This window comes from Paludisphaera mucosa (genome assembly GCF_029589435.1).
Classification (GTDB): domain Bacteria; phylum Planctomycetota; class Planctomycetia; order Isosphaerales; family Isosphaeraceae; genus Paludisphaera; species Paludisphaera mucosa.
On the sequence record NZ_JARRAG010000002.1, the window covers coordinates 3,627,411 to 3,651,047 of the forward strand.

13 protein-coding genes are annotated in these 23,637 nt (G+C 70.2%); 6 read left to right on the top strand and 7 right to left on the bottom strand.

Annotated elements, in window-relative coordinates:
• Positions 1-216: 216 nt before the first annotated feature.
• From PZE19_RS23715 to PZE19_RS23735, 5 genes are all read right to left on the bottom strand, one after another.
• Positions 217-4,434, bottom strand: a complete 4,218-nt coding sequence (locus tag PZE19_RS23715) for an Ig-like domain repeat protein (protein WP_277863080.1) — start codon at positions 4,432-4,434, stop codon at positions 217-219.
• Between the two features lie 158 nt (positions 4,435-4,592).
• Entirely contained in the window at positions 4,593-5,918 is a 1,326-nt protein-coding gene (locus tag PZE19_RS23720; protein ID WP_277863081.1) for a dicarboxylate/amino acid:cation symporter, read from the bottom strand.
• 114 nt (positions 5,919-6,032) lie between these two features.
• Positions 6,033-8,852, bottom strand: coding sequence for a M16 family metallopeptidase (locus PZE19_RS23725; protein ID WP_277863082.1), 2,820 nt, complete (start codon positions 8,850-8,852; stop codon positions 6,033-6,035).
• Between the two features lie 63 nt (positions 8,853-8,915).
• On the bottom strand, positions 8,916-9,317 hold the full coding sequence (locus PZE19_RS23730; protein ID WP_277863083.1) for a hypothetical protein: 402 nt from the start codon (positions 9,315-9,317) through the stop codon (positions 8,916-8,918).
• A gap of 129 nt (positions 9,318-9,446) precedes the next feature.
• Positions 9,447-9,770: a 2Fe-2S iron-sulfur cluster-binding protein gene (locus PZE19_RS23735; protein WP_277863084.1), complete on the bottom strand. Its 324-nt coding sequence runs from the start codon at positions 9,768-9,770 to the stop codon at positions 9,447-9,449.
• Positions 9,771-10,058: 288 nt separating this feature from the next.
• Here PZE19_RS23735 and nuoL point away from each other — a divergent pair, with 288 nt between their 5' ends.
• Positions 10,059-12,347, top strand: coding sequence for an NADH-quinone oxidoreductase subunit L (gene nuoL / locus PZE19_RS23740; RefSeq protein ID WP_277863085.1), 2,289 nt, complete (start codon positions 10,059-10,061; stop codon positions 12,345-12,347).
• Positions 12,348-12,401: 54 nt separating this feature from the next.
• On the top strand, positions 12,402-14,093 hold the full coding sequence (locus tag PZE19_RS23745) for a complex I subunit 4 family protein (RefSeq protein WP_277863086.1): 1,692 nt from the start codon (positions 12,402-12,404) through the stop codon (positions 14,091-14,093).
• Between the two features lie 360 nt (positions 14,094-14,453).
• On the opposite strand, the gene PZE19_RS23750 is transcribed toward PZE19_RS23745, so the two are convergent.
• Complete coding sequence (locus PZE19_RS23750; RefSeq protein WP_277863087.1) at positions 14,454-15,626, bottom strand: Gfo/Idh/MocA family protein; 1,173 nt, start codon at positions 15,624-15,626, stop codon at positions 14,454-14,456.
• 111 nt (positions 15,627-15,737) lie between these two features.
• Entirely contained in the window at positions 15,738-16,919 is a 1,182-nt protein-coding gene (locus PZE19_RS23755; RefSeq protein ID WP_277863088.1) for a Gfo/Idh/MocA family protein, read from the bottom strand.
• Positions 16,920-17,215: 296 nt separating this feature from the next.
• On the opposite strand from PZE19_RS23755, the gene PZE19_RS23760 reads away from it, so the two are divergent.
• The 4 genes from PZE19_RS23760 (at position 17,216) to dnaE (ending at position 23,621) form a co-directional block, all read left to right on the top strand.
• Positions 17,216-17,986, top strand: coding sequence for a YkgJ family cysteine cluster protein (locus PZE19_RS23760; RefSeq protein WP_277863089.1), 771 nt, complete (start codon positions 17,216-17,218; stop codon positions 17,984-17,986).
• 127 nt (positions 17,987-18,113) lie between these two features.
• A complete protein-coding gene (locus tag PZE19_RS23765) occupies positions 18,114-19,277 on the top strand; it encodes a Gfo/Idh/MocA family protein (protein WP_277863090.1) in 1,164 nt (387 codons plus the stop codon).
• 26 nt (positions 19,278-19,303) lie between these two features.
• Complete coding sequence (nikR, locus tag PZE19_RS23770) at positions 19,304-19,774, top strand: nickel-responsive transcriptional regulator NikR (protein WP_277863091.1); 471 nt, start codon at positions 19,304-19,306, stop codon at positions 19,772-19,774.
• Between the two features lie 130 nt (positions 19,775-19,904).
• Positions 19,905-23,621 carry a DNA polymerase III subunit alpha gene (dnaE, locus tag PZE19_RS23775; RefSeq protein ID WP_277863092.1) on the top strand — a complete coding sequence of 1,239 codons (3,717 nt, stop codon included), beginning with the start codon at positions 19,905-19,907 and terminating at the stop codon, positions 23,619-23,621.
• The last annotated feature ends 16 nt before the right edge of the window (positions 23,622-23,637 follow it).

Below are 23,637 nucleotides of genomic sequence, written 5' to 3' on the forward strand. Positions count from 1 at the left end.
ATCGCCCTTCGGCTTCCGCTCTTAAGTCGCCCGGGCGCGTCCCCGCGATCCGCCGACCGCGAGGCGGCGAGGCCGCCGGCCCGACCTGCAACGTCGCGGGACCGGCCAGGGCTCGACGCGAGAGCTTGGATATCCTCTAGGGTCACGGCCCCCGGGAGGCCTCGCGAGGAGGGAGCGGCCGAAACTTGGGAGGGCGGGGCCGACGTCGCTTCGGCCTCAGCGACCGCCGCGCATCGCCGGAGGCCGCCTCTGGGCGAACCTGACCGCCCGTCGGGGGCGGCCCGGCTCGACGGCCGATACCGCCCTCGATGCCGACGCCGTCGCGGTTCGCGCGGCCGCGGCGGACGGGCTCGCCGCGACGACGACCTGGCCCAGGTGGTCCGACTGGCTCGTCTGGAAGCCGTCGCTCCCCAGGTAGACGGCCGTGATCAGGTAATCGCCCGCGACGAGCGTCGAGGCGTCGACGACCACCCTGCCGGCCGCGTCGATCGGGGCCTCGGCGACGGCTTGCAGGCCGACGTAGAAGCGGACGAAGCCCGACGTCGGCCCGGCCGCCCCGCCCACGCCCGCGACCGTGACGGTCCACGCCAGCGGCAGCGCGGTCGACCGCGGATTCAGGCTCGTCGCCAGGCTCGTGGTCGTCGCAGACGCGACGGGGACGGCCGGTTCGACGACCTGGACGAGGGGGGAGGATTCGCTCCCCAGGTGGGAGTAGGTCTCCAGGAAGGCGGCCGTGACGGTGTAGACGCCCGGGACCAGGTCGGTCGTGGTGAGCGTCGCCCGGCCGTCGCCGCCGACCGGCTCGTAGGCGACCACGACGCCGCCGATCGAGAACGCGACCACCCCGGACGTCGGGATCGAGAAACCCGACCACACGATCGCGACGAAGGAGACCGGCTCCCCGGCGGTCGACGGGCCGGGGCTCGAGATCAGCGTGGTCGATGTGCTTGCATGCGGCGGGACGGATCCGGGCTGGACGACTTGCACCACGTGCTCGGACACGCTCCCCTGCAGCCCGGTGCTCTCGCGATACACGGCCGCGACGTCGTAGACGCCGGGCACCAGCGCGGTGGTCGCCAGCCGAGCCTGGCTGAAGCCGTCGGGCTCGACCGGGACGGTGGCGACGAGAACCCCGCCGATGTAGAAATCGACGAGCCCGTCGTCCACCGGGTAGGGGTAGTTCGTGTTGCGGACGGTGGCGATGAACTCGACCTCATCGCCCGCGCTGGAGACGGGCCGGGACGACCTCAACTCCAGGGTCGTCGGGCCCTTCCAGATCCCGAAGCCGACGGCCGCGGTGGCCGATTCGAATCGTTCGAAGCGCGGGTCGGAGTAGACGAACGTCGCCGTGTAGCCCCCCGGCGTGAAGTAGTTCTGGAAGTAGCCCTCGGACCGGCCCGCGGCGTCGATCGCGAACTCGTAGAAATACGTCGATCCGTCGTCGCCCCGGAGCGTCATGTCGAGGACGCCCTGGGGGATGCCGCCGGTGGGCGAGGTCGCGACCACGGTGAAGAAGATCGGCTGCCCGTAATAGACGATCGGGTAGGGGTCGAGGGTCACCGAGAGGTTCGTCGGCGCCGGATCGACCACGATCGAGATCGGGTTGGAATCGGCGGCCTCGTTCCAGTCGTCTCCCAGGTAGTGGACGACCACCGAGTGCCCGCCGCCGCTGGTGAACCGGGTCGTATAGGTCACGGTCGAGGGGAGGGCCGGCGGAGAATCCGGTCGCACGGCCCTCGCGGCGCCGATGACGTCGTCGAGGCCGAAGAAGAGGGCGATCCCGTTCGGCCCGGTCAGGCCGTCCAGCCCCGGGTGGATCTGGGCGATGACGGCCGAGATCGTCACGGGATCGCCGATGGCGGGCCGATCGTCGCTCACGGCGGGCTCGACCGTGACGTAGGCCTTGTGGACGACCTGCGTCGTCCAGCCGTAGGCCGAGCCGAACACGGGATCGGCCGTCCCGTCGTACGTCGCCTGGGGGTAGTAGATCCCCGGCCGACTTCCGGCCGGGACCACGAACGTCGCGACGCCGTCGCGCACCGTCGCCGTGAACCTGAACAGCCCCATGCTGAACTCGACCACGCCGCCGTTCGCCGGGACGTCGGTCGCTCCGTCCGAGACGACCCGGACGATGAACGTCAGGTCCTCGTAGAACGGCGCCGGCGTCTGCACGGGCTCGATCACGACGACGGGCGTCGCCTTGATCACGGTCAGGGTCGCGGCGTGCGTGACCACGGTCGCACCGTCGAGGGTGAAGACGGCCCGGAACTGCTTGCCGGAATCGGCCAGGGTCGGGACGAAGGAGAACGCGGGGCTCGTCGCCTGGGGGACGTCGGCCCACGTCGCGCCGCCGTCCGTGCTGACCTGCCACTGGGTCGCGTAGTCCGGCGCGCCGGTCGCGGCGGCCGTGAAGGTGACGTTCGTCCTCGGATGCCCCGTCTGGTCGACCGGATCGAGCGTGACGGCCAATCCCTGCGGGTCGTCGTAGAGGAAGACGACGCCCTGCCCCTCGTGCGCGCCGACGGCCGCCCGAGGAGAGGGGACGGCGATGGTCCGGCCCCGGATCGCGACGCCGAGGCCGAAGGTGTCGTACCGCTCTCCGTCGGGGTCGGTCAGCGTCTGGGTCAGGGCCCAGGTCGAGCCCGACTTCGTGAAAACGTAAGCGGCCCCCGCGACGGTGACCCCGTCGACCACCCTGGTGGTCGCGCTGACGACCGCCGTGGCGCCGTCCGGGCTCAGCGCGACCCAATCTCCGAAATTGCCGGAGGAGAACGGATCGGGATCGACCAGCTCGGCCGTGCGCGTCCAGGTCGAGCCCGATTTCGTGTAGATGAAGCCGGCGCGATAGACCCCCGCGTCCTCTTCGGATTCGAGGCCCTGGGCCAGCAGGACCGTGCCGTCGCCGTTGACCGCGACCTTCGTCCCGATCATCGTGCCGAGCCGCGCGCCCAGCGTGGCCGCCAGGGTCCATCCGGCGTCCGACTTCTGATAGACGTAGATCGCGCCCGAGCCCACTTCGAGCGTGGAGGCCCGCCCCGAGCCGACAACCAGGGTGAGCCCGTCGCCGCTGAGCGCGGCCGGCTCGCCGAACCAGGCGCCCGGCGCTCCGTCCGGGGCGACGATCGGCGGCTCCTGGGTGTACACGCCGTTCGCCCGGGTGAAGACGTACGCCGCCCCGGTCGCCGAGTCGGCGTAGGCGGCCCCCCCCGCGATCACGCCGCCGTCGTCGCTGATGGAGAGCCAGCCGCCGAAGCCGTTGGAATCCTCGATGGTCACCGTCTGGGTCAGATTCCATTCCGACCCGGATCGGGCGTAGACGTAGAGCGAGACGGGGCCGTGCTGCCACTCGCCCGGCTTCGCGGTGACGGCCAGCGTCGACCCGTCGCCGCTGAGGGCCACCCCCACGCCGAAGCGATCGGTGGCGATCCCGGCGGGGGACGCGAACCGGCCGACCTCGTTCCAGATCCGCTCGGTCCTCGTGTAGAGGTAGACCATCCCGGGCACGGCGTCGGGCCCGCCGCCCGGGGCCCCGACCGCCAGGGTCTCGCCGTCCGAGGTCAAGGAGGTCCCCCAACCGTACGCGATGTCGTCGCCCGCGATCGGGGACGACAGCTTGGCCTGCTGGATGTAGGGGTCGATGGTGAGCGGGTATTGCGCGCCGGCATCGTCGACCCGGATCGACAGCGACTGGCCCTCGGCCGTGTTCGCGACCGACATGAAGGCCGGCATCGCCCGGCCGGTCGCGTCGTAGGCGATCAGTCCGCCGTAGCTCAGCGACGCGCCGCCGCCGGGCCGGGCCAGCGTGACGCTCGTCCCCCCGGCGTCGGCCGTCGCCGTCAGGTCTCCTCCCAGCGCCAGGCCCACGGTCAACAGGCCGTCGCCCCCGGAGGGACGGTGGTCGAGCGTGAAGCCCTGCTGGAGCCCGAGCGGGCCGTTCACGAACCACTGCGAGACGTCCCCGTAGTCGTACTCGACCCGGTTCGCCGTCGCGGTCGTCGCCGCCGCCCCCAGCGGATGGAGCGTCCCGCCGTAGCCGATCCCCTGCACCGCCAGCGACCAGGCGTCGGCGCCGGCCGCGAGGTACAGGCCGGAGGCGTCGAGCGTCGCCGTGTATCCGTTGGTCGCGTTGTTCGCCACGAAGCCGGAGGCGACGGCGGTCGTCGCATAGGACGAGTCCTCACGGCCCATCGCCTCCGACGCCGCGTATTGCGCCTCGATCGGCAGGGTCGCCGAGATACGCGAGGCGTTCGAGACCAGCGCCGGGGCGAGGGCGGAAGCCCCGACCCCCGACGCCGGCGCCAGGCGGCCTTCCAGCAGCTCGGGGCGGGGCCGGATCGCTCGCCGACGCCTCGCCGGCCGCTTGCCGGCGCGAACGTCATCCAATACCGAGGCGACGGCCGAGGCGTCGCCCCTCACGGCACCGAAGTGGAACATCGACGACTCGCATCATGCGGGGAGAGGTCGGGGCCCGGCGACCGCGCAGGCCGACGTGACGGGGGGCCCTCGACATCCCCATTATGCATGCGTGCTGGCGAAATTCCACGATACCGTTCGGACATGAACGAATTTTCATTAGGCCGAGACCGGGCTGCTCAGGGCTCGATCGGCTCGGACCGGGGCGGGACGAGCTTGTCGAGCAGGACGGCGACGGTCATGTCGCCGAGGACGTTGGACGTGGTCCGGCAGCGGTCGAGGAACCAGTCGATGGTCAGCAGGATGGGGATCTTGTCGGCGGGGAGCCGGACGGCGGCGAAGATCAGCGGCATGGTGACGAAGCTCCCCGACGGGATGCCCCCCGCGCCGATGCTGGCGACCAGCGTGGTCAAGACGACGACGATCTGGTCCGAGAGGCTCAGCGTGTAGCCGAGCGCCTGGGCCATGAACAGGGCGGCCGTCGCCTGGTAGAGCGCCGTGCCGTCGTTGTTGAAGTTCGTGCCGATGCACGCGCAGAGCTGGCTCGACTGCCGGGTGACGCCCATCCGGCCCAGCGACTTGAGCGTGATCGGGATCGTGGCCGCCGTGCTGGCCGTGCTGAACGTGTTGGCCATGACGTCGGCCGCGCCGCCGAGGAACCGCACGGGGGACATCCGGGCGAAGACCGCCATCTGGAGCAGGTACCACGAGACCTGGCAGGCGAGGCCCAGGACGACCACCAGGATCAGCCAGATCAGCGACGCGAAGACCTGCATCCCCTCCTTCTGGCCGACCCGCGAGGCCACGATGCCGAGCACCGCCAGCGGCACCAGGGCCACCACCCAGAGCAGGACCTTCATGAGCAGCTCGAACCCGATCGAGAGCAGGTCGATGACCGTCTGGAACGACTCCTTGCCGGCCAGGCGGTGGGCGTCGCGGATCTTCACCAGGCCGATCCCCAGGGCGAGCGTCAGGACGACGAGCTGGGCGATGTTGTTGGTGGCGAACGCCTCGCCGATGCTGCGGGGGATCAGCTCGGTGATCAGCTCCGTGACGGTCTTCTTGGCGACCGTCTGGGTCGCGCCGGGATCGCCGAGCGCGGCCCCCAGGCCGGGCTTGATGAGGTTCGACAGGCCCAGGCCGATCAGCATGGCGACCAGGGTGTTGATCAGGTAGAGGAACATCATCATCCCCCCCTGTTTGCCGCGGATGTCGTTGCTGACGATCGCGTGCAGGATCGCCAGCACGACCAGCGGCGCGGCGAGCGCCGTGAGCGCTCGCATGATCAGGTTGGGGACGATCTCCAGCGCCTTGGCCCCCTCGCCCCAGCCCAGGCCGATCGGGATGGCGAGCGCGACGGCGAGGATCACCCAGACGTACAGCGGCAGCCCGCCCGGCCGGCTCTCGGGCTCGTCCTCAACCGCGGGGGCGCCGAGCGTCGGATCCAGCTCCGGAGCCGGGTAAGTCGTGGGCGTGGCGTCGTGGTCGTTCTCGCTGGGCGGCATCGCGGTCTCCGGGAGTCGTTCGCAGGTCGGCGCGGGGCGGATCGGGTCCCAAGGAGAGGACGTGAGATTATGCCCGCGCGCAACGCCGGTCGCGAGGGCGCGACGGCCCCCGCGTCACTTCCCGCCCGGCGCCGCCGCGGGCTTGCCGTCCTCGTCCACGAAGCGGACGGCGGCCCCGTCGGGGAGCTTGCGCAGCTCGGGCTCGATCGCGGCGCGGTCGCCGACGATCAGGGTGGTCATCGCCTCGGGCTTGAGGTGGACGCCGGCGAGCTTGCGGATCGCGTCGGGCGCGACGGCCTCGATGCGGCGGATGTAGGTCGCGAGGTAATCGTCCGGCAGGTCGTAGGCGGCGATCGCCGAGAGCTGGTCGGCGACGTCGAACGTGGTCTCGAATCGCGAGGGGAAGCCGTAGACGGTGCGGCGGCGGGCGAAGTCGATCTCGGCGTCGGTCAGGGGCCTGGGGCCTTGCAGGTCGGCCAGCTCGCGGCGGACCTCGACGAGCGACTCGCGGGTGACGGCCGTCTGGACCGACCCCCGGATCTCGAACCAGCCGGGGGCGCGGAGCGAGCGGAACTCGGAGCTGACGCCGTAGCTGTAGCCCTTGTCCTCGCGCAGGTTCATGTTCAGCCGGCTGGAGAACTGGCCGCCGACGATCGCGTTCAGGAGCCCGAGCGCCGGCACCTCCGGCGACTTCCGCTCGACGCCCAGCCGGCCGACCGCCAGCACCGACTGCGCCGCGCCCGCCTTGTCGACCGCGTACGCGCCGGCCGCCGCGGCGTCCGTGGGCGGCTGCGGGACGACCTTGGGCGGGGCGGGCCGCGGCTTCCAGGCCCCGAATCGGGCCTCGAGCGCCTTCGTGACGGCGTCGGGCTCGACGTCGCCGACGACGATCAGGGTCGCGGCCGTGGGTGTGAAATGGGCCTCGTGGAACGCCGCCAGGTCCTCGCGGGCGACCGACTCGACCGTCGCCCTGGTGCCGAGCTGGGGGCGGCCGTACGGGTGTTTGGGGCCGAAGACCAGGCTGCGGAAGACGTCCCCGGCCACCTCGTCGGCCGAATCCCGGCGCGATTCAAGGTCGGCGAGGCGGACCTGCTTGCGGCGGTCGACCTCGTCCTGGGGGAACGTCGAGTTGAGCACGGCGTCGGCGTAGACGTCGAGCGCGCGGTCCAGGTGGCGGAGGAGCGTCGTGACGCTCGCCCCGCTCCACTCCAGGGCGCAGGTGAGACCCAGGCTCGCGCCGATCTCGGAGAGTTCGCCGGCGATCTGCAGCGAGGTGCGGGTCTTCGTGCCGCCGTCGAGCAGGCCGACGGCGAGCGAGCCCAGCCCTTCCTTGCCCTCGGGGGTGGAGGTCTCGCCGGCGGCGACCACCAGCCGGAAGCTGACGATCGGCAGCTCGCGACGGGAGACGATCCAGACCGGCAGGCCGTTGGAGAGCGTCCGCCGCTCGAAGGCCGGGGGCGTGAACGCGGGGGGCGGGCCGACGGTCGGCATGACGATCGAGTCGGCCGTCTCGCGGGCCTGCTGCGTGGGCTCGAACGGCGAAGGCGCGGGCCGCTCGATCAAGGCCTCCGCGGGACGCTCGGGCGGCGGCCCGGGGATCACGTCGAGCCGGATGAAGGCGTCGGTCAGGTACTGGTTCGCCACCCGCTTCACGTCCTCGGGCGTGACGGCGAAGAGCCGATCCAGCTCGCCGCGGTAGCCCAGCGGGTCGCCCGAGACGGCCTCATACAGGCAGAAGGTCTCGGCCTTGGTGAGCACGGATTGCAGGCCCAGGATCAGCCCGCTCTCGCGGCCGTTGCGGCTCTTGACGACCTCGTCGGGCGTCGGCCCCTCGCGCTTGAGACGGTCGATCTCCTCGCGGGCGATCTTGACGATCGCGTCCAGGTCGCCGTCCGGCGGGGCCAGCAGGTCGACCTCGAAGGTTCCTGAGAGGTTGAGCGTGGGGTGCTGGGCGCTCACCTCGGCGGCGAGCCGGCGGTCGTGCATCAGGGCCCGATAGAGGCGGTTCTCCTTGTCGAGCCCCCCCAGGACCGAGGCCAGCACGTCGAGCGCCGGCTCGTCCGGGTGCATGCTCGGCACCGTCGGCCAGACGAGCTGGGCGCGGGGCAGCGAGACCCGGTCGGTCTGGGTGATGTGCTTCGGGCCGTCGAGTTTCGGGACCCACGGCTTGGGATGCTCGACGGCCGGCCCCTTGGGGATCGGGCCGAACGCCTTCTCGACCCACGCCTTGACCTGCGCCCGGTCGATGTCGCCCGCGACGCAGAGGATGGCGTCGTCCGGGGCGTAATACGTCCGGAAGAAGGCCGAGACGTCGTCGAGGCTCGCCGCCGACAGGTCGGCCATCGAGCCGATGACCTCGTGGCGGTAGGGGTGCCCTTCGGGGTAGATCGCCCGCCGCATGACCTCTTCGGCCATGCCGTAGGGGACGTTCTCGACGGCCTCCCGGCGCTCGTTCTTGACCACGTCGCGCTGGTTGTCGAGCTTGGCCGGGGTCATGGCCGGCACGAGGAACCCCATGCGGTCGGCCTCGAGCCAGAGGGCCAGTTCGGTCGCGTTGCTCGGAACCGACTCGAAGTAGACCGTCCGGTCCTCGGTGGTGTTGCCGTTGATGTCGGCCCCGAGCTTCTCCAGCGGCTCGAAGTAGTCGCGGTCGTGATGCTTCGAGCCCTGGAACATCATGTGCTCGAACAGGTGCGCGAACCCGGTGCGCCCCGCCTTCTCGTCCTTCGAGCCGACCTTGTACCACAGGTGGACCGCCGCGACGGGCGTCTTGTGGTCCTCGTGCAGCAGGACCGTCAGGCCGTTGGGGAGCGTGTACTTCTCGACCGCGAGCGCGGGGACTTCATGCGCCCGGACGGCGGGCTGCTGCGAGAGGGCTTCGGGGAGAGACAGGCTCAGGAGCAGGACGAACGAGGCGACGGCGACGAGTTTCATGCGGGCGATCTTTCGGTAAGGTTCACGTTCCAAATCGGGTCGACTCCGAGTCCCGATCGCCATTCAATCGAGCGGGTCGTCGCGAACGTCCGGCTTCCAATCGATCCTTGCACCGCATTTCGAGCAGCATCTCGCCTCAGAGAACCCGTTGTGCTGATAGACCGTCGCCCCGCAGCCATCGCAGAACTTCGTGTGCTTGTTGTCGAGCCAGGAGATCAAGCAAACGGCCGGCACGAACCAAATCAGGTCGGAGAGCACCCCGAGTCCATGAGGCGACAGGATGGTCATCGCCAACGAGAAGAAGTAGACGAGGAGGCCCGCCTGGAGGACGCTCGACCGAAACCACCTTCGCTTGAATGCCGAATCACCGCCGCGATAAAGGAGCAAAAACGAGGCGAGGACCAGGACGATCCAGACCGCCGTCAGGCAGGCGAGGACCAGGAACGAGGAGTCGGGATTCGGCATCGTGGCATCCTGACGGCGACGGGATGGGTCGATCCGACGGCCGAGGACGTCTTTTCGGGTTCCCGTCGGCGGCCGCCTTCTGCACCAAGGAGCGGCGCCGAAGGCGGGGCCAGGGGGCGACGCCCGGCCTCAATCCTGGGGCCGGGTGCCGGCCGGGACGCCCGTGACGGAGGAGCGCTGGAGGACGGCGACCCAGACGTCGTCCTCGACGCGGATCTGACAGGAGAGGCGGATGTTGGGGGCGAGGTCGGCCTCGCGCGCCAGCCGCTCGGTCTCGGCGGCTTCGGGCGGGGGGACCTCGCCGGCGAGGACCTCGACGCGGCAGGTGGTGCAGCGGGCGTTGCCGCCGCACTTGTGCATGATGTCGATGCCCGCGTCCTCGATCGCCAGCACGAGCTTCTTGCCCGCCTCGACCTCGAACGCCTTCTCGCCGTCGACCGTCACCGTGGGCATGATTCGGGGCTCCCGGATGCTGTTCGGATGCTCGCGCTTCGCCAGGGCCCCGATCATGCCACACCGCCGTCGGGGCGGACAAGGGAGACGAGCCGGGGCGCGGCGGGGTCTTGCGTCGAGGGTCTTGCTGTGCCATAGTCCAGACTCACGCCTCGCCCCGCCGGCGCGTCCTCGCGCGGGCCCTTTGTACAGGTACGGCGGGGCCGACCGAACGGTCGCAAAGATGGGATCGTCCGACGCCGCGAGTCGGGCCTGCATCGCCGCGAACGCAACGAAGGACGCCCGAACATGCCCTGGCAGGTGGGTCTCTACACCGCCGCCGTCTTGATCCCCCTGGCGGCCTTCCTCGTCGAGATCCTCTTCATCCGACGACTCCGACGGCTCAACGCCCGCATCGCCACCGCCGCGATCGCCGCCTCGTGCGTCTTGAGCGCCGTCGGCTTCCTCGATTACTTCCTCGTCGAAAACCGCGCCGCGCTCGCCGAGCCGGCCCATCACGAAGCTTCCGAGCACGCCGCCACGGCCGAGGCCCACCCCGGCCCGCTCGTCTGGAAGGGGAGCCTCGACTGGGTCGTCCTCGACGCGCCCCAGTCCGGCCGCCGGCTGTCGCTGCCGCTGGGCGTGTACATCGACGGCCTCGCGGCGATCATGTTCCTGATGGTCACGTTCGTCGCGACGCTGATCCACCTGTATTCAATGGGCTACATGGCCGAGGATCCGCGTTACCCGCGGTTCTTCGCGTATTTGTCGCTCTTCTGCTTCTCGATGCTGGGGCTGGTCGCGGCGTCGAACCTGTTCATGATCTTCCTCTTCTGGGAGCTGGTCGGGATCTGCTCGTACCTGCTCATCGGCTTCTGGTACGAGGAGAAGGCCAACGCCGACGCCGCCAACAAGGCGTTCGTCGTCAACCGCGTCGGCGACGTCGGCATGCTGATCGGCCTGGGGATCCTTTGGTCGGCGCTCGGGACGTTCGACTTCCAGGCGGTGAGCCAGGGCCTCCGCGACGCCTCGGGCCACCTCCAAATCATGCAGCCGGCCGCATTCGACGATCTCGTCCCGTTCCGGACGCCGTACCGGCAGCCCGTGGACCTGCCGGCGCCCGGAATCTCGTACGGTTTGCTGACGCTCGCCGGCCTGGGGATCTTCGCCGGCTGCGCGGGCAAGAGCGCCCAGTTCCCGCTGCACGTCTGGCTGCCCGACGCGATGGCCGGGCCGACGCCCGTCTCGGCGCTGATCCACGCGGCGACGATGGTGGCGGCCGGCGTGTACCTCGTCGCGCGGTTCTTCCCGGTCTTCACGCCCGAGGTCCTGCTCTACATCGCCTACACCGGCGGGATCACGCTGTTCCTCGCGGCGACCGTGGCGATGGTGCAGACCGACTACAAGAAGGTTCTCGCCTACTCGACCGTCAGCCAGCTCGGCTTCATGATGCTCGCCCTGGGCGTCGGCGGCTGGGCGGCGGGCGTGTTCCACCTGCTGACGCACGCCTTCTTCAAGGCCCTGCTCTTCCTGGGCGCCGGCAGCGTCTACCACAGCGTCCACACGTACGAGATGGCCGGGCTCGGCGGCCTTCGGAAGAAGATGCCGACCACGGCCGCGACGATGCTCGTGGGCACGCTGGCGATCTCGGGCGTGCCCTTCTTCAGCGGGTTCTACTCGAAAGACGCCATCCTCGCCGCCGCGCTGGCGAGGGTCTGGCAAAGTCCGCAGCACGCCCTGCTGTTCGTCCTGCCGGCCCTGGGCGCGGTGATGACGACGTTCTACATGTTCCGCATGTGGTTCCTGGTCTTCGCCGGCGAGTCCCGCGGCTTCCCCGACCCCTCCACGGCCCGCGTCGTCCACGCCCGCGACGAGGAGAACGTACTGGCCGTCGAGGACGCCGAGCACGGCGTCGGAGCCCCGCAGCACGCGCTCGACCCGGCGGCCCACGCGCACGAGAGCCCGCCGATCATGACCCGGCCGCTGGTCGCCCTGGCGGTGCTCAGCGTCTTCGCCGGCTGGACGGTCTGGCTCGGCCTGCCGATCGGCACGCCGCTGCTGGAACGGATGGTCGCCCACGGCGAGCCCGCCGGCGTGATCGACGCCCACTGGGCCCACGGCTACGCGCTGGGGGCCTCGCTCTTGATCGTCGCCTTGGGCTTCCTGCTGGGCGTCCTCTACTACGGTCCCGCCGGCCTGCCGTTCCTCCCGGCCTTGCGGCTGAGCCCGGCCCGGACGGCGGCGCGGTTCCGGCCGCTCTACGCCCTGTTCAAGAACAAGTGGTTCCTGGACGACCTCTACGCCGTCGCGCTCGTCCGCCCCTGCCTGCGGTTGGCGAAGGGCTGCGCGGGGCTCGACCGCTACCTGATCGACGGCCTGGTGAACGGCCTGGCGCGGTCCGTCGAGATGTTCAGCCGGCTGGGCGGGCTGTTCGACGCGTTCGGCGTCGACGGCCTGGTGAACGGCCTCGCGCAGGCGGTCTACGTCGCCGGCGACCACGCGCGGAGGCTCCAGACCGGCCGGATCCGCAATTACCTGATGTACCTGGCGCTGGGCCTCATCGGCCTGTTCGCCGGCTTCTACGCCTGGGTGGGCTGACCCCGCCCGGCCGCGACCCGCAGCCACGAATCCCCCTTGTCCGGTGCTCCGCACATGAGCGACAACCTGCTGCTGACCTCCCTCTGGCTCGTCCCCCTGCTCGGCGCGGGGGCCGTCCTGCTCGTGCCGAAGGGGTCGGAACGACTCGTCAAATACGTCGCGACGGCCTTCACCGCCGTCGGCTTCGCGCTGACGCTCGTGGCGCTCCTCGCCTACGTCGGCGACGACCGGGCCTGGGCCCCCCTCGCCGAGCGTGCGGCGCACAACGCGGTGGCGTACGAGAACGGCGTCGTCGCGGTCGACGAGTCGCAGGGGGCGGGCGACCTGATGGTTCGTCGCGCCTGGATCCCGGCGTTCAACATCCAATATTACCTGGGGCTCGACGGCATCAGCGTCAGCCTGCTCGTGCTCACGGGTCTGGTGAGCCTGCTGGCCTGCGTGGCCTCGTGGGGGATCGAGAAGCAGGTGCGAGGGTATTACTCGCTCTTCCTGCTGCTGGTCGCGAGCATGACGGGCGTCTTCCTGGCGCTCGACCTGTTCCTCTTCTACGTCTTCTTCGAGGTCATGCTGCTGCCGATGTACTTCCTGATCGCCATCTGGGGGGGCGAGAACCGGGAGTACGCGGCGATCAAGTTCTTGTTATTCACGCTCTTCGGCTCGGTGTTCATCCTGGTCGCGATCCTGATCCTCTACTTCTGGCGGCCCGGCGACGCGCCCGCCGGGTCGTTCCAGGCCGGGACGTTCGACATCGTCGCCCTCACCACGATCGCCTCGACGACCGGGTATTACGGGCGCTGGATCCAGGACTGGATCTTCGTGCTGTTCCTGGTCGGGTTCCTGGTCAAGCTGCCGTCCTTCCCGTTCCACACCTGGCTGCCCGACGCGCACGTGCAGGCGCCGACGCCGATCAGCATGATCCTGGCGGGCGTCTTGCTGAAGATCGGCGGCTACGGCCTGATCCGCCTGGCCTGGCCGCTCGCGCCGGCGGGGGCCCTCGACTGGTCGTACGTCACGGCGGCGCTGGGGGTGTTCAGCATCCTGTACGGCGCGCTCGCGGCCATGGCGCAGACGGACTTCAAGAAGCTGGTCGCCTACAGCTCGATCAGCCACATGGGGTACGTCACGCTGGGGATGTCGGTCATGAATCTGGCCGGCGGCGCGGGGTATTACGCCTGCGGCGTCAACGGCGCGATGTACATGATGCTGGCCCACGGCGTCACGTCGGCCGCGATGTTCTTCCTGGTCGGCGTGATCTACGAGCGGGCCCATACGCGGGACCTCGACAAGCTGGGCGGCCTCAACGACGCGATGCCCGTTTACGGGGCCGTGTCGTACGTGATCTTCTTCGGCTCGATGGGCCTGCCCGGCCTCTGCGGCTTCGTGGCCGAGGTCTTCGTGGTGCTCGCCGCATTCCACTACAGCGTGGCGCTCGGCGTTTTAGCCGCGGCCGCCGTCGTTCTGACGGCCGGCTACATCCTCTGGACCATCCAGCGCGTCTTCCTGGGCCGCAACGAGACCTGGAAGGGCCTATCCGACCTGACCCCGCGCGAGGTCGGCATCATCGCCCCGCTCGTGGTCTTGACGGTCCTGATGGGCGTCTTCCCCCAGCCCCTCGTCCTCCGCTGGCTGAGCCCCTCCGTCGACCGCATGGTCGCCGGCGTCGCCGCCGGCACCGCGCAGACGGCCTCCGGCCCGATGGCGAAGGCCGACGCGCCGGGCGTCCCGCTGGTCGTCCGGGCGCGCTGACCGCCGTGTCGAATCTCGATTCGCGAGCCTGGGCGAATCGTCCTTCTCCCCTCGTGGGAGAAGGGAGGCTCGGCCTGAGCCCCACGATCGCAATTCTCGTCGCATCGCGTCCGCGATCGACGATCGTGGACCATAGTCCCAGAGGGGCCGCTTCGCGTCAGATCGGCCGGGGCGAATGCGAGATCTCGGGACGCGGGGAGAATCCGCATGGAAAATCAAAAACGAAAACCGAAGCCGGACACCGAAAAATCGCCATCAACGCGTAACCACGAAACGCTTTACGGCAAATGGGTCCGTTGGTCGAAGTGACGAACGGACCCATTTCCAAGCCAATGCCGGATCGCTCGTGGGGGCGGTGCGTCAGGCCTCGACGTTGACCCAGTTGCGGGCCTTGGCGCTCTGGGCGATGGCCTCGCAGATCTGGACTTCGCGGTGGCCTTCGGCGAAGGTCGGGAAGTTCGGGACGCCCTGGCAGCCGTTGGAGATGTAGGTGTAGAAGGCCAGGTCGAGCTGCTTGAAGGCGTCGGGGAAGCCCTCGGCGTGGCCGCCGGGGTAGTGGCTGAAGTGGCCGGCCTCGGCGCTCAAAATGGACGGGTCGCGGTTCATGAGCTGGTTGGGCGCGCCGCGGCGGCCGAGCCAGAGCAGCTCGGGCGACTCGCTGTCCCACACCATCGAGCCCTCGGTGCCGCAGACCTCCAGGTAGAGCCGGTTCTTGCGGCCGCCGTGCATCTGGTTGACGTAGAAGACGCCCCGGCCGCCGCCCGAGAGGTGCAGCATCACCGCGCCGTAGTCCTCGGTCGTGATCTTGACGGCCTCGGACGCCTTCTTGGCGGTGTTGGGCCCGGTGTAGGTCTCGGCCCCGCCGATCGGGCGGTTGCGCTCGGGGTGGAAGGTGGCGAGGTCGGCGTTGACCGACTCGATGTGCCGGCCGGTGATGAACTGGGCGAGGTCCATCCAGTGGGTGCCGATGTCGGCGATCGCCCGCAGGTTGGTGTGGCCGTCGGGCTCGACCCGCCAGTTGTAGTCGTCGACGAGCAGCAGCCAGTCCTGGGTGTACGAGCCGGCGACGGAGAGGATCCGGCCCAGGTCGCCGCGGGCGACGCGGGTGTGCATCTCCTGGGCGAGCGGGTAGAACCGCAGGTTGTAGTTCACGCCGGCCGCCTGCTTGGGTCGGCTCGCGGCCAGCTTCGCCAGCTCGGCCGACTCCTTCGAGCTGACCGCCAGGGGCTTCTCGCAGAGGACGTGCTTGCCGGCCTCGAGCGCCATCTTGGCGTGCTGGTAGTGGACGTTGTTCGGCGAGGCCAGGTGCACCGCGCCGATCTCGGGGTCGGCGAGGACCTCCTCGATGGTGCTGTAGACCTTGGGGATGCCCAGCTTCTCGGCCTGGGGGCGGGCCTTCTCGGGCGTGATGTCGAGCAGGCCGGCGACCTGGACGCCGATCCGGCGCAGGGCCTCGGCGTGGACGGGGCCGATGAAGCCGCCGCCGATCAGGGCGACCTTGGGGGGGTTGGAAAGGACGTAGGGAGCGCCCATCGCAGGATTCCTCTCGCTGGCTTCGCTGTCGACCCGGCGGGCCGGGTCGCGGGGGCTGGGGATGGATTCATTCAGGGTCGTGGGGACGGCGCGGCGAGGCCTGGGCTCGGCTCACCTCACTTCGGAGACCGACACCGGCCGCCGCTCGACGGCGGAGATGATCGCGGCCTCGAGGACGCGCTGGGTCTGGTAGGCGTCCTCGAAGTCGGGGATCGGCACGACCGGCTCCTGGCCGCCGAGGACGCGGAGGATGTCGTACGCCTGGTTGGTGAAGCCGTGCTCGTAGCCCAGGACGTGGGCGTCGGGCCACCAGTTCTCGGCGTAGGGGTGATCGCCGCCGTGGGTGCACATGATGGTCGTCCAGCCCTGCACGGCGCGGGGGCGGGTGGCGTCGTAGAACTGCAGCTCGTTCATGCGTTCGAAGTCGAACTTGAGCGCGCCCTTGGAGCCGTTGATCTCGAAGCCGTTGCGGTTCTGGTTGCCGGTCGCCTGGCGGGCGGCCTCGAACGAGGCGACGCCGCCGCCGGAGGTCCGGGCCAGGAAGAGCACGGCGTCGTCGACCGTGACGGGCCCGGTCTTGTCGGCGCCGCCGACGCCCGCGGCGATGCCGCCGGCGGTCGGGCCGGTCACCAGCTTCCGCTCCTTGATGAAGGTCTCGGCGATCGCGCCGGCGATCTCGGTGATCTCCTCGCCGGTGACGAACCGGACCATGTCGATGATGTGGGCGTTCAGGTCGCCGTGCGAGCCGGCGCCCGAGCCTTCCTTCTGGAACCGCCAGATCAGCGGGATCGTCTCGTCGGCCCAGTCCTGGAGGTAGAACGCGCGGACGTGGCGGACGGTGCCGATCGCGCCCGACTGCACGAGCTTGTACGCCGTGGCGACGGCCGGGCAGCGGCGGTAGTTGTACCAGATGAACGTCTTGCCCTTGGCCTCGCGGGCCGCGGCGACCATCAGCCGGGCCTCCTCGATCGTGCGGGCGATGGGCTTCTCGCAGGCGACGTGCTTGCCGGCCTTGAGGGCCGCCAGCGAGACCTCGGCGTGCATGTTGTTGGGCGTGACGACGTCGACCAGGTCGATCGCCGGGTCGGCCACCGCGGCCTTCCAGTCGGTCGACGCGTGCCGCCAGCCCCAGGTCTTCGCGAACGCCTGCACGCCGGCGGCGTCGCGGCCGAAGACCGTGTGCATCGCCGCCGAGACCGGCGGCTTGAAGAACCGGGGGAGCTGCGACCAGGCGTTCGAGTGCGTCCGCCCCATGAACCCCTGGCCGATCATGGCCACGTTGATCTCGCCCATATGATGCCCTCGACGAACGGAAGGAGGGCCGACGCCCCCTTCAGCGGGGGGCCGGCGGCGCGCACGAACGGAACCGACAAGGCCGTCGGGGAGAGGACCGGGCGGCGGGCGGAAGGCCGCCCCGCACGCAGGCGAAAGCCCCGAAGCCCCGCGACGATGCAGGCCAATATAGCCGGCCCCCCGGGGCCGTCCAAGGGCCGACCGCCGCCCGGCGCGTCACTCGTCGCGATTGGGGGCGTATCCGGATCCGGGCGTTGGGAGCGGTCCGGGGCGGCGTTCGTACGGGGGGCCTGGGCATGGCGACGGACCGTACGGCGCGGATCGAGCTAAGGCTGCCGGCGGGGAGCCTGGAGCTGGAAGTGACCGCCCCCGACGGCGACGTCCCGATCGGCCGCGTCCTGCCGCTCGCCCGCGCCCTGTCCGACCGGATCGTCGAGCTGACCGTGCTCGACGCCGAGGCCCACGGGCGGGCGGTCTCTTGCCGGGCGGGTTGCGGCGCCTGCTGCCGCCAGCTCGTGCCGATCGGCCAGGCCGAGGCCCGCCGGATCGCCGAACTGGTCGACGCCATGCCCGAGCCCCGCCGCAACGAGGTCCGCCGCCGCTTCGACGCGGCCGCACGCAAGCTCGACGAGGCGGGCCTGGCGGCCGACCTGCGCCGCCGCGACGCCTGGGACGCCGACGACCGCCGCCGCGTCGGCCTGACCTACTTCCACCAGGGGGTCCCCTGCCCGTTCCTCGAAGACGAGTCCTGCTCGATCCACCCCGACCGGCCGCTCGCCTGCCGCGAATACCTCGTCACCTCGCCCGCCGAGAACTGCTCGCACCCCACCGCCGAGGGGATCGACATGGTGCGGATGCCGACGTCGGTGTGGACGGCCGCCGCCCGGCTGGAGCCCCCCGTCCCGGGCGCGCGGTCGATCTCCTGGACGCCCCTCGTCCTGGCGCTCGAGTTCGCCGCCGGGCACCCCGAGGAGCCGCCGACGCGTCCCGCGCGGGTCCTGGTCGACGAGCTGTTCCGCAACGTCGCCGGGCCGCTCGCGAAGGCCGAGGCCGACCCATCGGCCTGATCCCGATGCGACGTCGTACGGCCCCGGCACCCCCCTTGCGACGGCTCCCGGCGCGTGGCTACGCTCGACGGTCGCCGCGAGCCGGCTCGCGCGCCAGGGGGATCTCGACGCGGAGAAGTCCGTCGCCATGAAACGAAGCAAGCTGCGCGTGGGGATGGTGGGCGGGGGCGGGGCCAACAGCTTCTTCGGGGCCCCCCACCGCCGGGCGATCCTGATGGACAACACGTCCGAGCTGGCCGCCGGCGCGCTCCGGAGCAAGCCGGCCGAGGCGATCGCCGCCGCCGAGGAGCTGTTCTTCGCCCGCGGCTACCCCGACTGGAAGGCGCTCGTCGCCGGCGAGGCCGCCCTGCCCGGGGGCGAGCGGATCGACTACCTGACGATCGTCACCCCCAACGACGCCCACGTCGGCCCCGCCGAGGCCGCGGCGAACGCCGGGATCCCGGTCCTCTGCGAGAAGCCCCTGACGACGAACCTCGACGAGGCCCGCCGGCTCCACGCCGCCGTCCAGGCCGAGGGGGTCCCGTTCGTCGTCGCCCACACCTACACCGGCTACCCCATGGTCATGTTCGCGCGCCAGCTCGTCCGCGACGGCCTGGTCGGCGAGGTCCGCAAGGTCGAGGCCTGGTACCCCCAGGGCTGGCTGGCCACCCGCCGCGAGGAGGGGGGCCACAAGCAGGCGTCGTGGCGGACCGACCCGGCGCAGGCGGGGGCCTCGGGCTGCGGCGGCGACATCGGCTCGCACGCCTACGAATTCGTCCGGTTCGCGACCGGCCTGCACGCCGTGAAGCTCTCGGCGCGGATGAAGTCGATCGTCCCCGGCCGGGCGCTCGACGACGACTTCACGGTCCTCGCCGAGCTGAACAACGGCGCGATCGCCACCGTGACGGCCTCGCAGATCACCATCGGGGCCGAGAACGACAACGGCTTCCGCGTGATCGGCACCGCCGGGACGCTGCAATGGCGGCACACCCACTTCGCGCAGCTCGAACACTTCGTCGCCGACCGGCCCGTCGCCGTCTACCGCGCCGGGGTCGACTACGGCTACATGCCGGCCTCCATCAGGCCCTATCTGCGGATGCCCTGCGGCCACCCCGAGGGGTTCCACGAGGCCCTCGCCAACCTGCACCGGACGCTCGAATGGACGATCCGCGGCCGTCGCGGCGAGGACGTCCCCAAGCCGTTCGACCACCCCGGGATCGTCGACGGCGTCGCCGTCATGGCGTTCCTGGACGCGGCCGTCGCCAGCGCCCGCGAAGACGGCGCCTGGGTCGACGTGCCGTTCTCGGGCTGAGGCCGCCGCGGCCGGAGGACCGTCCCGTGAAGGAATCCCTGGTGCGTTTCAGCGTCGCGATCGGCGGCGAGCTGCTGCGGCGGTTCGACGACTACCGCGAGCGCCACCGCTACCCCAACCGCAGCGAGGCCGTCCGCGGCCTGATGCGCGCCGCGTTGATCGACGAGGCGATCGACGAGGGCGCGACCGACGCGATGGGCGTCGTCACCCTGATCTACGACCACCACGCGACCCGCATCGCCAAACGCCTGACCGACATCCAGCACGAGCACCTGGAGATGGTCGTCACCACGACCCACGTCCACCTCGACGCCGCCCGCTGCCTCGAAGTCATCCTCCTCCGCGGCGGCGCCGCCCTGGTCCGCCGCCTCGCCGACGACCTGATCGGCACCAAGGGCGTCGAGACCGGCCGCCTCGTCCTCGCCGCCGCCGCCCCCATCGCCGACGGCCACGGGCACCCCCACGAGCACGGCCACGGGCACAAGCATCCTCATTGAGTCCGGGCTGCACGCGGGACGACGACGACGGCCCCGATCGCCATCCCGGCGTCGGGCCTCGTATGATATACTGGACTGGACGCGGGTACACGAAGAACCCGCGTGATCCTCTCGCGCGGAGAAATCGGGAATGTCCAGCCGATCGTTCTGCCACCTCCACTGCCACAGCCACTACAGCCTGCTCGACGGGGCGAACAAGCTGCCGGACCTGGTCAAGCACGTGAAGGCGAGCGGGATGTCGGCGATCGCGGTGACGGACCACGGCAACCTGTTCGGGGCCGTCGAGTTCCTCCGCGAGGCGAAGTACGCCGGGATCAAGCCGATCGTGGGGATCGAGGCCTACGTCGCCCCCGGCAAGCGGACCGACCGCTCGACGAACGGGTCGGGCGAGGAGAAGTTCGCCTACCACCTGACGCTGCTGGCGAAGAACGGCGTCGGCTTCCGCAACCTGCTGCGGCTCTCGTCGCGATCGTATCAGGAGGGGTACTACTACAAGCCCCGGATCGACAAGGAGCTGCTCACCCGCTACAGCGAGGGCCTGATCTGCCTGTCGGGCTGCGTGGGGTCGGAGTTCTCGCAGCACCTGCTGCACGACCGGATCGAGCAGGCCGAGAAGCTGGCGATCTGGTACCAGCAGACCTTCGGCGAGGGCAACTTCTTCGTCGAGATCCAGGACAACGGCCTGCAGATCCAGCGCGACGCCCGCGAGCGCCAGGTCGACGTGGCGCGGCGGCTGGGGATGCCGCTGGTCGCCACCAGCGACGCCCACTACCTGAGGCAGGACGACCACCTCTCGCACGACGTCCTGCTCTGCATCAACACCGGCAAGACGATCGACCAGCCGCTCGACAAGCCCCGGTTCGTCAACGACGAGGGCCGGATCTCCGACCAGTTCCACGTCCGCTCGCCCGACGAGATGTACGCCGCGGCGGTCGGCTTCGAAGAGGCCCTGAAGCAGTCGACCCTGATCGCCGAGATGGTCGAGGAGAACTACACCAGCGCCGAGCTGGGCAAGCGCCAGTTCCCCTCGTTCAAGCCCCCCGACGAGAAGACGCCCGAGGCCTACCTGCGCGAGCTGTGCGAGGCCGGGCTCAAGGCGCGCTACCCCGACCCGCCCCCGCCCGAGGCCCGCGACCGCCTGGAGCACGAGCTGGGCGTCATCAACCGGATGGGATTCGCCTCGTACTTCCTGATCGTCTGGGACTTCGTCCGCTACGCCCGCGAGAGCCAGATCCCGGCGCTGGCGAGAGGCTCGGCCTGCGGCGCCCTGGTGAGCTACGTCCTGCACCTCAGCGACGTCTGCCCGATCAAATACGACCTGCTGTTCGAGCGGTTTTTGGACCCCAACCGGTCCGAGGCGCCGGACATCGACATCGACCTCTGCCAGGACCGCCGCTACGAGGTCATCGAGTACGTCCGCCGCAAGTACGGCGACGCCAACGTGGCCCAGATCGGCACCTTCGGCACCATGAAGGCGAAGGCCGCGATCAAGGACGTCGGCCGCGCCATGAACATGCCGCTGTCGAGGGTCGAGGAGATCAACCGGCTCATCCCCACCCGGCTCAACATCACGCTCGACGAGGCGATCGCCGAGGAGCCCACGCTCAAGAGGATGGCCGACGGCGACCCCGACGTCCAGAAGCTGCTCGACTTCGCCCGCCGGCTGGAAGGCTCGGCGCGGAACGCCAGCACCCACGCGGCCGGCGTGGTCATCGCCGACCAGCCGCTGGAGTCGCTCGTCCCGCTCCAGGTCATCCGCCGCGGCGACAAGGAGGAGGTCGTCTGCACCCAGTGGGGCATGGGCGACGTCGAGAAGGCCGGCCTCCTCAAGATGGACTTCCTCGGCCTGCGAAACCTCACCACGTTGCAGGCGGCCGTCAAGCTGATCAACGCCCGCAACCCCGACGCCCCCGTCGACATCGGCAAGCTGCCGCTCGACGACCCCAAGGCGTTCGAGCTGCTCCAGCGCGGCGAGACCAAGGGCGTCTTCCAGCTCGAGAGCGCGGGCATCCGCGACCTGCTGGTGAAGATGAAGCCCGACCGTTTCGCCGACATCATCGCCACCAACGCCCTCTACCGCCCGGGCCCGCTCAACGGCGGCATGGTCGACGAGTACGTCGACGTCAAGAACAAGCGCAAGCAGGCGTCGTACCTGCACCCGGTGCTGCAGGACGTCCTGGAAGAGACCTACGGCGTGATGGTCTACCAGGAACAGGTCATGCGCATCCTCAACCGCCTGGGGGACATCGAGCTCTCCAAGGCGTACGCCTGCATCAAGGCCATCTCGAAGAAGAAGACCGAGGTCATCGCCGAGGGCCGCGAGCAGTTCGTCAAGGGGGCCGTGAGCAAGGGCCTGGAGCGCGACAAGGCGGCGCGGATCTTCGAGCTGATCGAGTTCTTCGGCGGCTACGGCTTCAACAAGTCGCACAGCACGGCGTACGCCCTGGTGGCCTACCAGACCGCCTACCTGAAGTCGCACTACCCGACCGAGTACATGGCCGCCGTGCTATCGTCCGAGATGGGCGGCGCCGAGCGCGACAAGTTCTTCGTCGAACACATCGAAGACTGCCGCCGGATGAACATCGAGGTCCAGCCGCCCAACGTCAACCGGGGCGAGGCGACGTTCACCGTCCACACCGAGGGCCAGGTCGAGTTCGGCCTGGAGGCGATCAAGGGGGTGGGGGCCAAGGCCGTCGAGTCGATCGTCAAGGCCCGCGAGAAGGGGGGCCCGTTCAAGAGCCTGGAAGACTTCTTCGAGCGCGTCTCCATCCGCGAGGTCGGCGCCGCGGCGGGCGAGACCCTCATCCGCGCCGGGGCCTTCGACTTCCTGGGCGCCCGCCGCTCGCAGCTCCTGACGATCCTGCCCCGGGCGATGCAGGGGGGCCAGGCCAAGCAGGAGGACCGCAAGCGCGGCCAGCGCGGCCTCTTCGACGACGACGACGCCGAACCGGCCGCGAACGGCAAAGCGGCCGCCAACCTCCCCGACGTCCCCGAGCTGCCCGACGTCGAACGGCTCTCCGGCGAGAAGAAGGCGCTGGGCTTCTACATGTCGAGCCACCCTCTGGCGCGGCACGCCGTGAAGCTCGAGGCCCTGGCGACGCACCGCGCGGCCGACATCGCCGTGGCGGCGGCCCGGATGAAGGAGTCGTCGGCCGGCGCGCCGGCGTCGAGCGGCCGGGGCGGCTTCCGGCAATCGGGCGGACCGCGGATGGAGGTGATCCTGGGCGGGCTGGTCACCAACGTCCAGGTCCGCAACGTCCAGAAGAGCCGCTCGGGCCTGACCCGCATGGCCAAGTTCACGTTCGAGGACCTGAGCGGGACGACCCCGGCCATGCTCTGGCCCGAGGAGTTCGCCAAGATGGGCGACGTCGTCAAGGACGACGCCATCGGCTTCATCAAGGGGACGATCGACCTCAGCCGCGAGCCGGCCGAGATCGTCGTCAGCCGCTTCATCCCGATCGAGAACGCCGACGCCGAGCTGGCCAAGGGCGTCGTCGTCACCCTCCGAAAAGGGGTGCAGCAGCAGGAGGACCTGGAGCGGTTGCTGCGGATCGTCCGCGTCCGCCCCGGCAACCTCGACCTCTACCTGGAGATCTTCGGCATCGAGCACGTCCGCCGCGTGATCTACCGCGCCGGGGCCTCGCTGAGGGTCCGCTACGACGACCGCATGGTGTCGGAAATGGGCCAGGTCGTCGGTGTCGGCAACGTCCGACTCCTCGGCTCTCGCGGCGCCACGGCCCGCGTCGAGGCCCCTGCGGCTACCGCCGCGCCCGCCCTCGCGCCGGTCGCCGTCGCCGCGGGGATGGACGCGCCCATGGACGACATGGATGACTCCGACGACGATTGACCGGCTCGATCAGCCT

Bases quoted from the DNA above. Each gene is read 5' to 3' on its own strand.
- PZE19_RS23715 (WP_277863080.1), bottom strand. From the start codon at position 4,434: ATGTTCCACTTCGGTGCCGTGAGGGGCGACGCCTCGGCCGTCGCCTCG.
- PZE19_RS23720 (WP_277863081.1), bottom strand. From the start codon at position 5,918: ATGCCGCCCAGCGAGAACGACCACGACGCCACGCCCACGACTTACCCG.
- PZE19_RS23725 (WP_277863082.1), bottom strand. From the start codon at position 8,852: ATGAAACTCGTCGCCGTCGCCTCGTTCGTCCTGCTCCTGAGCCTGTCT.
- PZE19_RS23730 (WP_277863083.1), bottom strand. From the start codon at position 9,317: ATGCCGAATCCCGACTCCTCGTTCCTGGTCCTCGCCTGCCTGACGGCG.
- PZE19_RS23735 (WP_277863084.1), bottom strand. From the start codon at position 9,770: ATGCCCACGGTGACGGTCGACGGCGAGAAGGCGTTCGAGGTCGAGGCG.
- nuoL (WP_277863085.1), top strand. From the start codon at position 10,059: ATGCCCTGGCAGGTGGGTCTCTACACCGCCGCCGTCTTGATCCCCCTG.
- PZE19_RS23745 (WP_277863086.1), top strand. From the start codon at position 12,402: ATGAGCGACAACCTGCTGCTGACCTCCCTCTGGCTCGTCCCCCTGCTC.
- PZE19_RS23750 (WP_277863087.1), bottom strand. From the start codon at position 15,626: ATGGGCGCTCCCTACGTCCTTTCCAACCCCCCCAAGGTCGCCCTGATC.
- PZE19_RS23755 (WP_277863088.1), bottom strand. From the start codon at position 16,919: ATGGGCGAGATCAACGTGGCCATGATCGGCCAGGGGTTCATGGGGCGG.
- PZE19_RS23760 (WP_277863089.1), top strand. From the start codon at position 17,216: ATGGCGACGGACCGTACGGCGCGGATCGAGCTAAGGCTGCCGGCGGGG.
- PZE19_RS23765 (WP_277863090.1), top strand. From the start codon at position 18,114: ATGAAACGAAGCAAGCTGCGCGTGGGGATGGTGGGCGGGGGCGGGGCC.
- dnaE (WP_277863092.1), top strand. From the start codon at position 19,905: ATGTCCAGCCGATCGTTCTGCCACCTCCACTGCCACAGCCACTACAGC.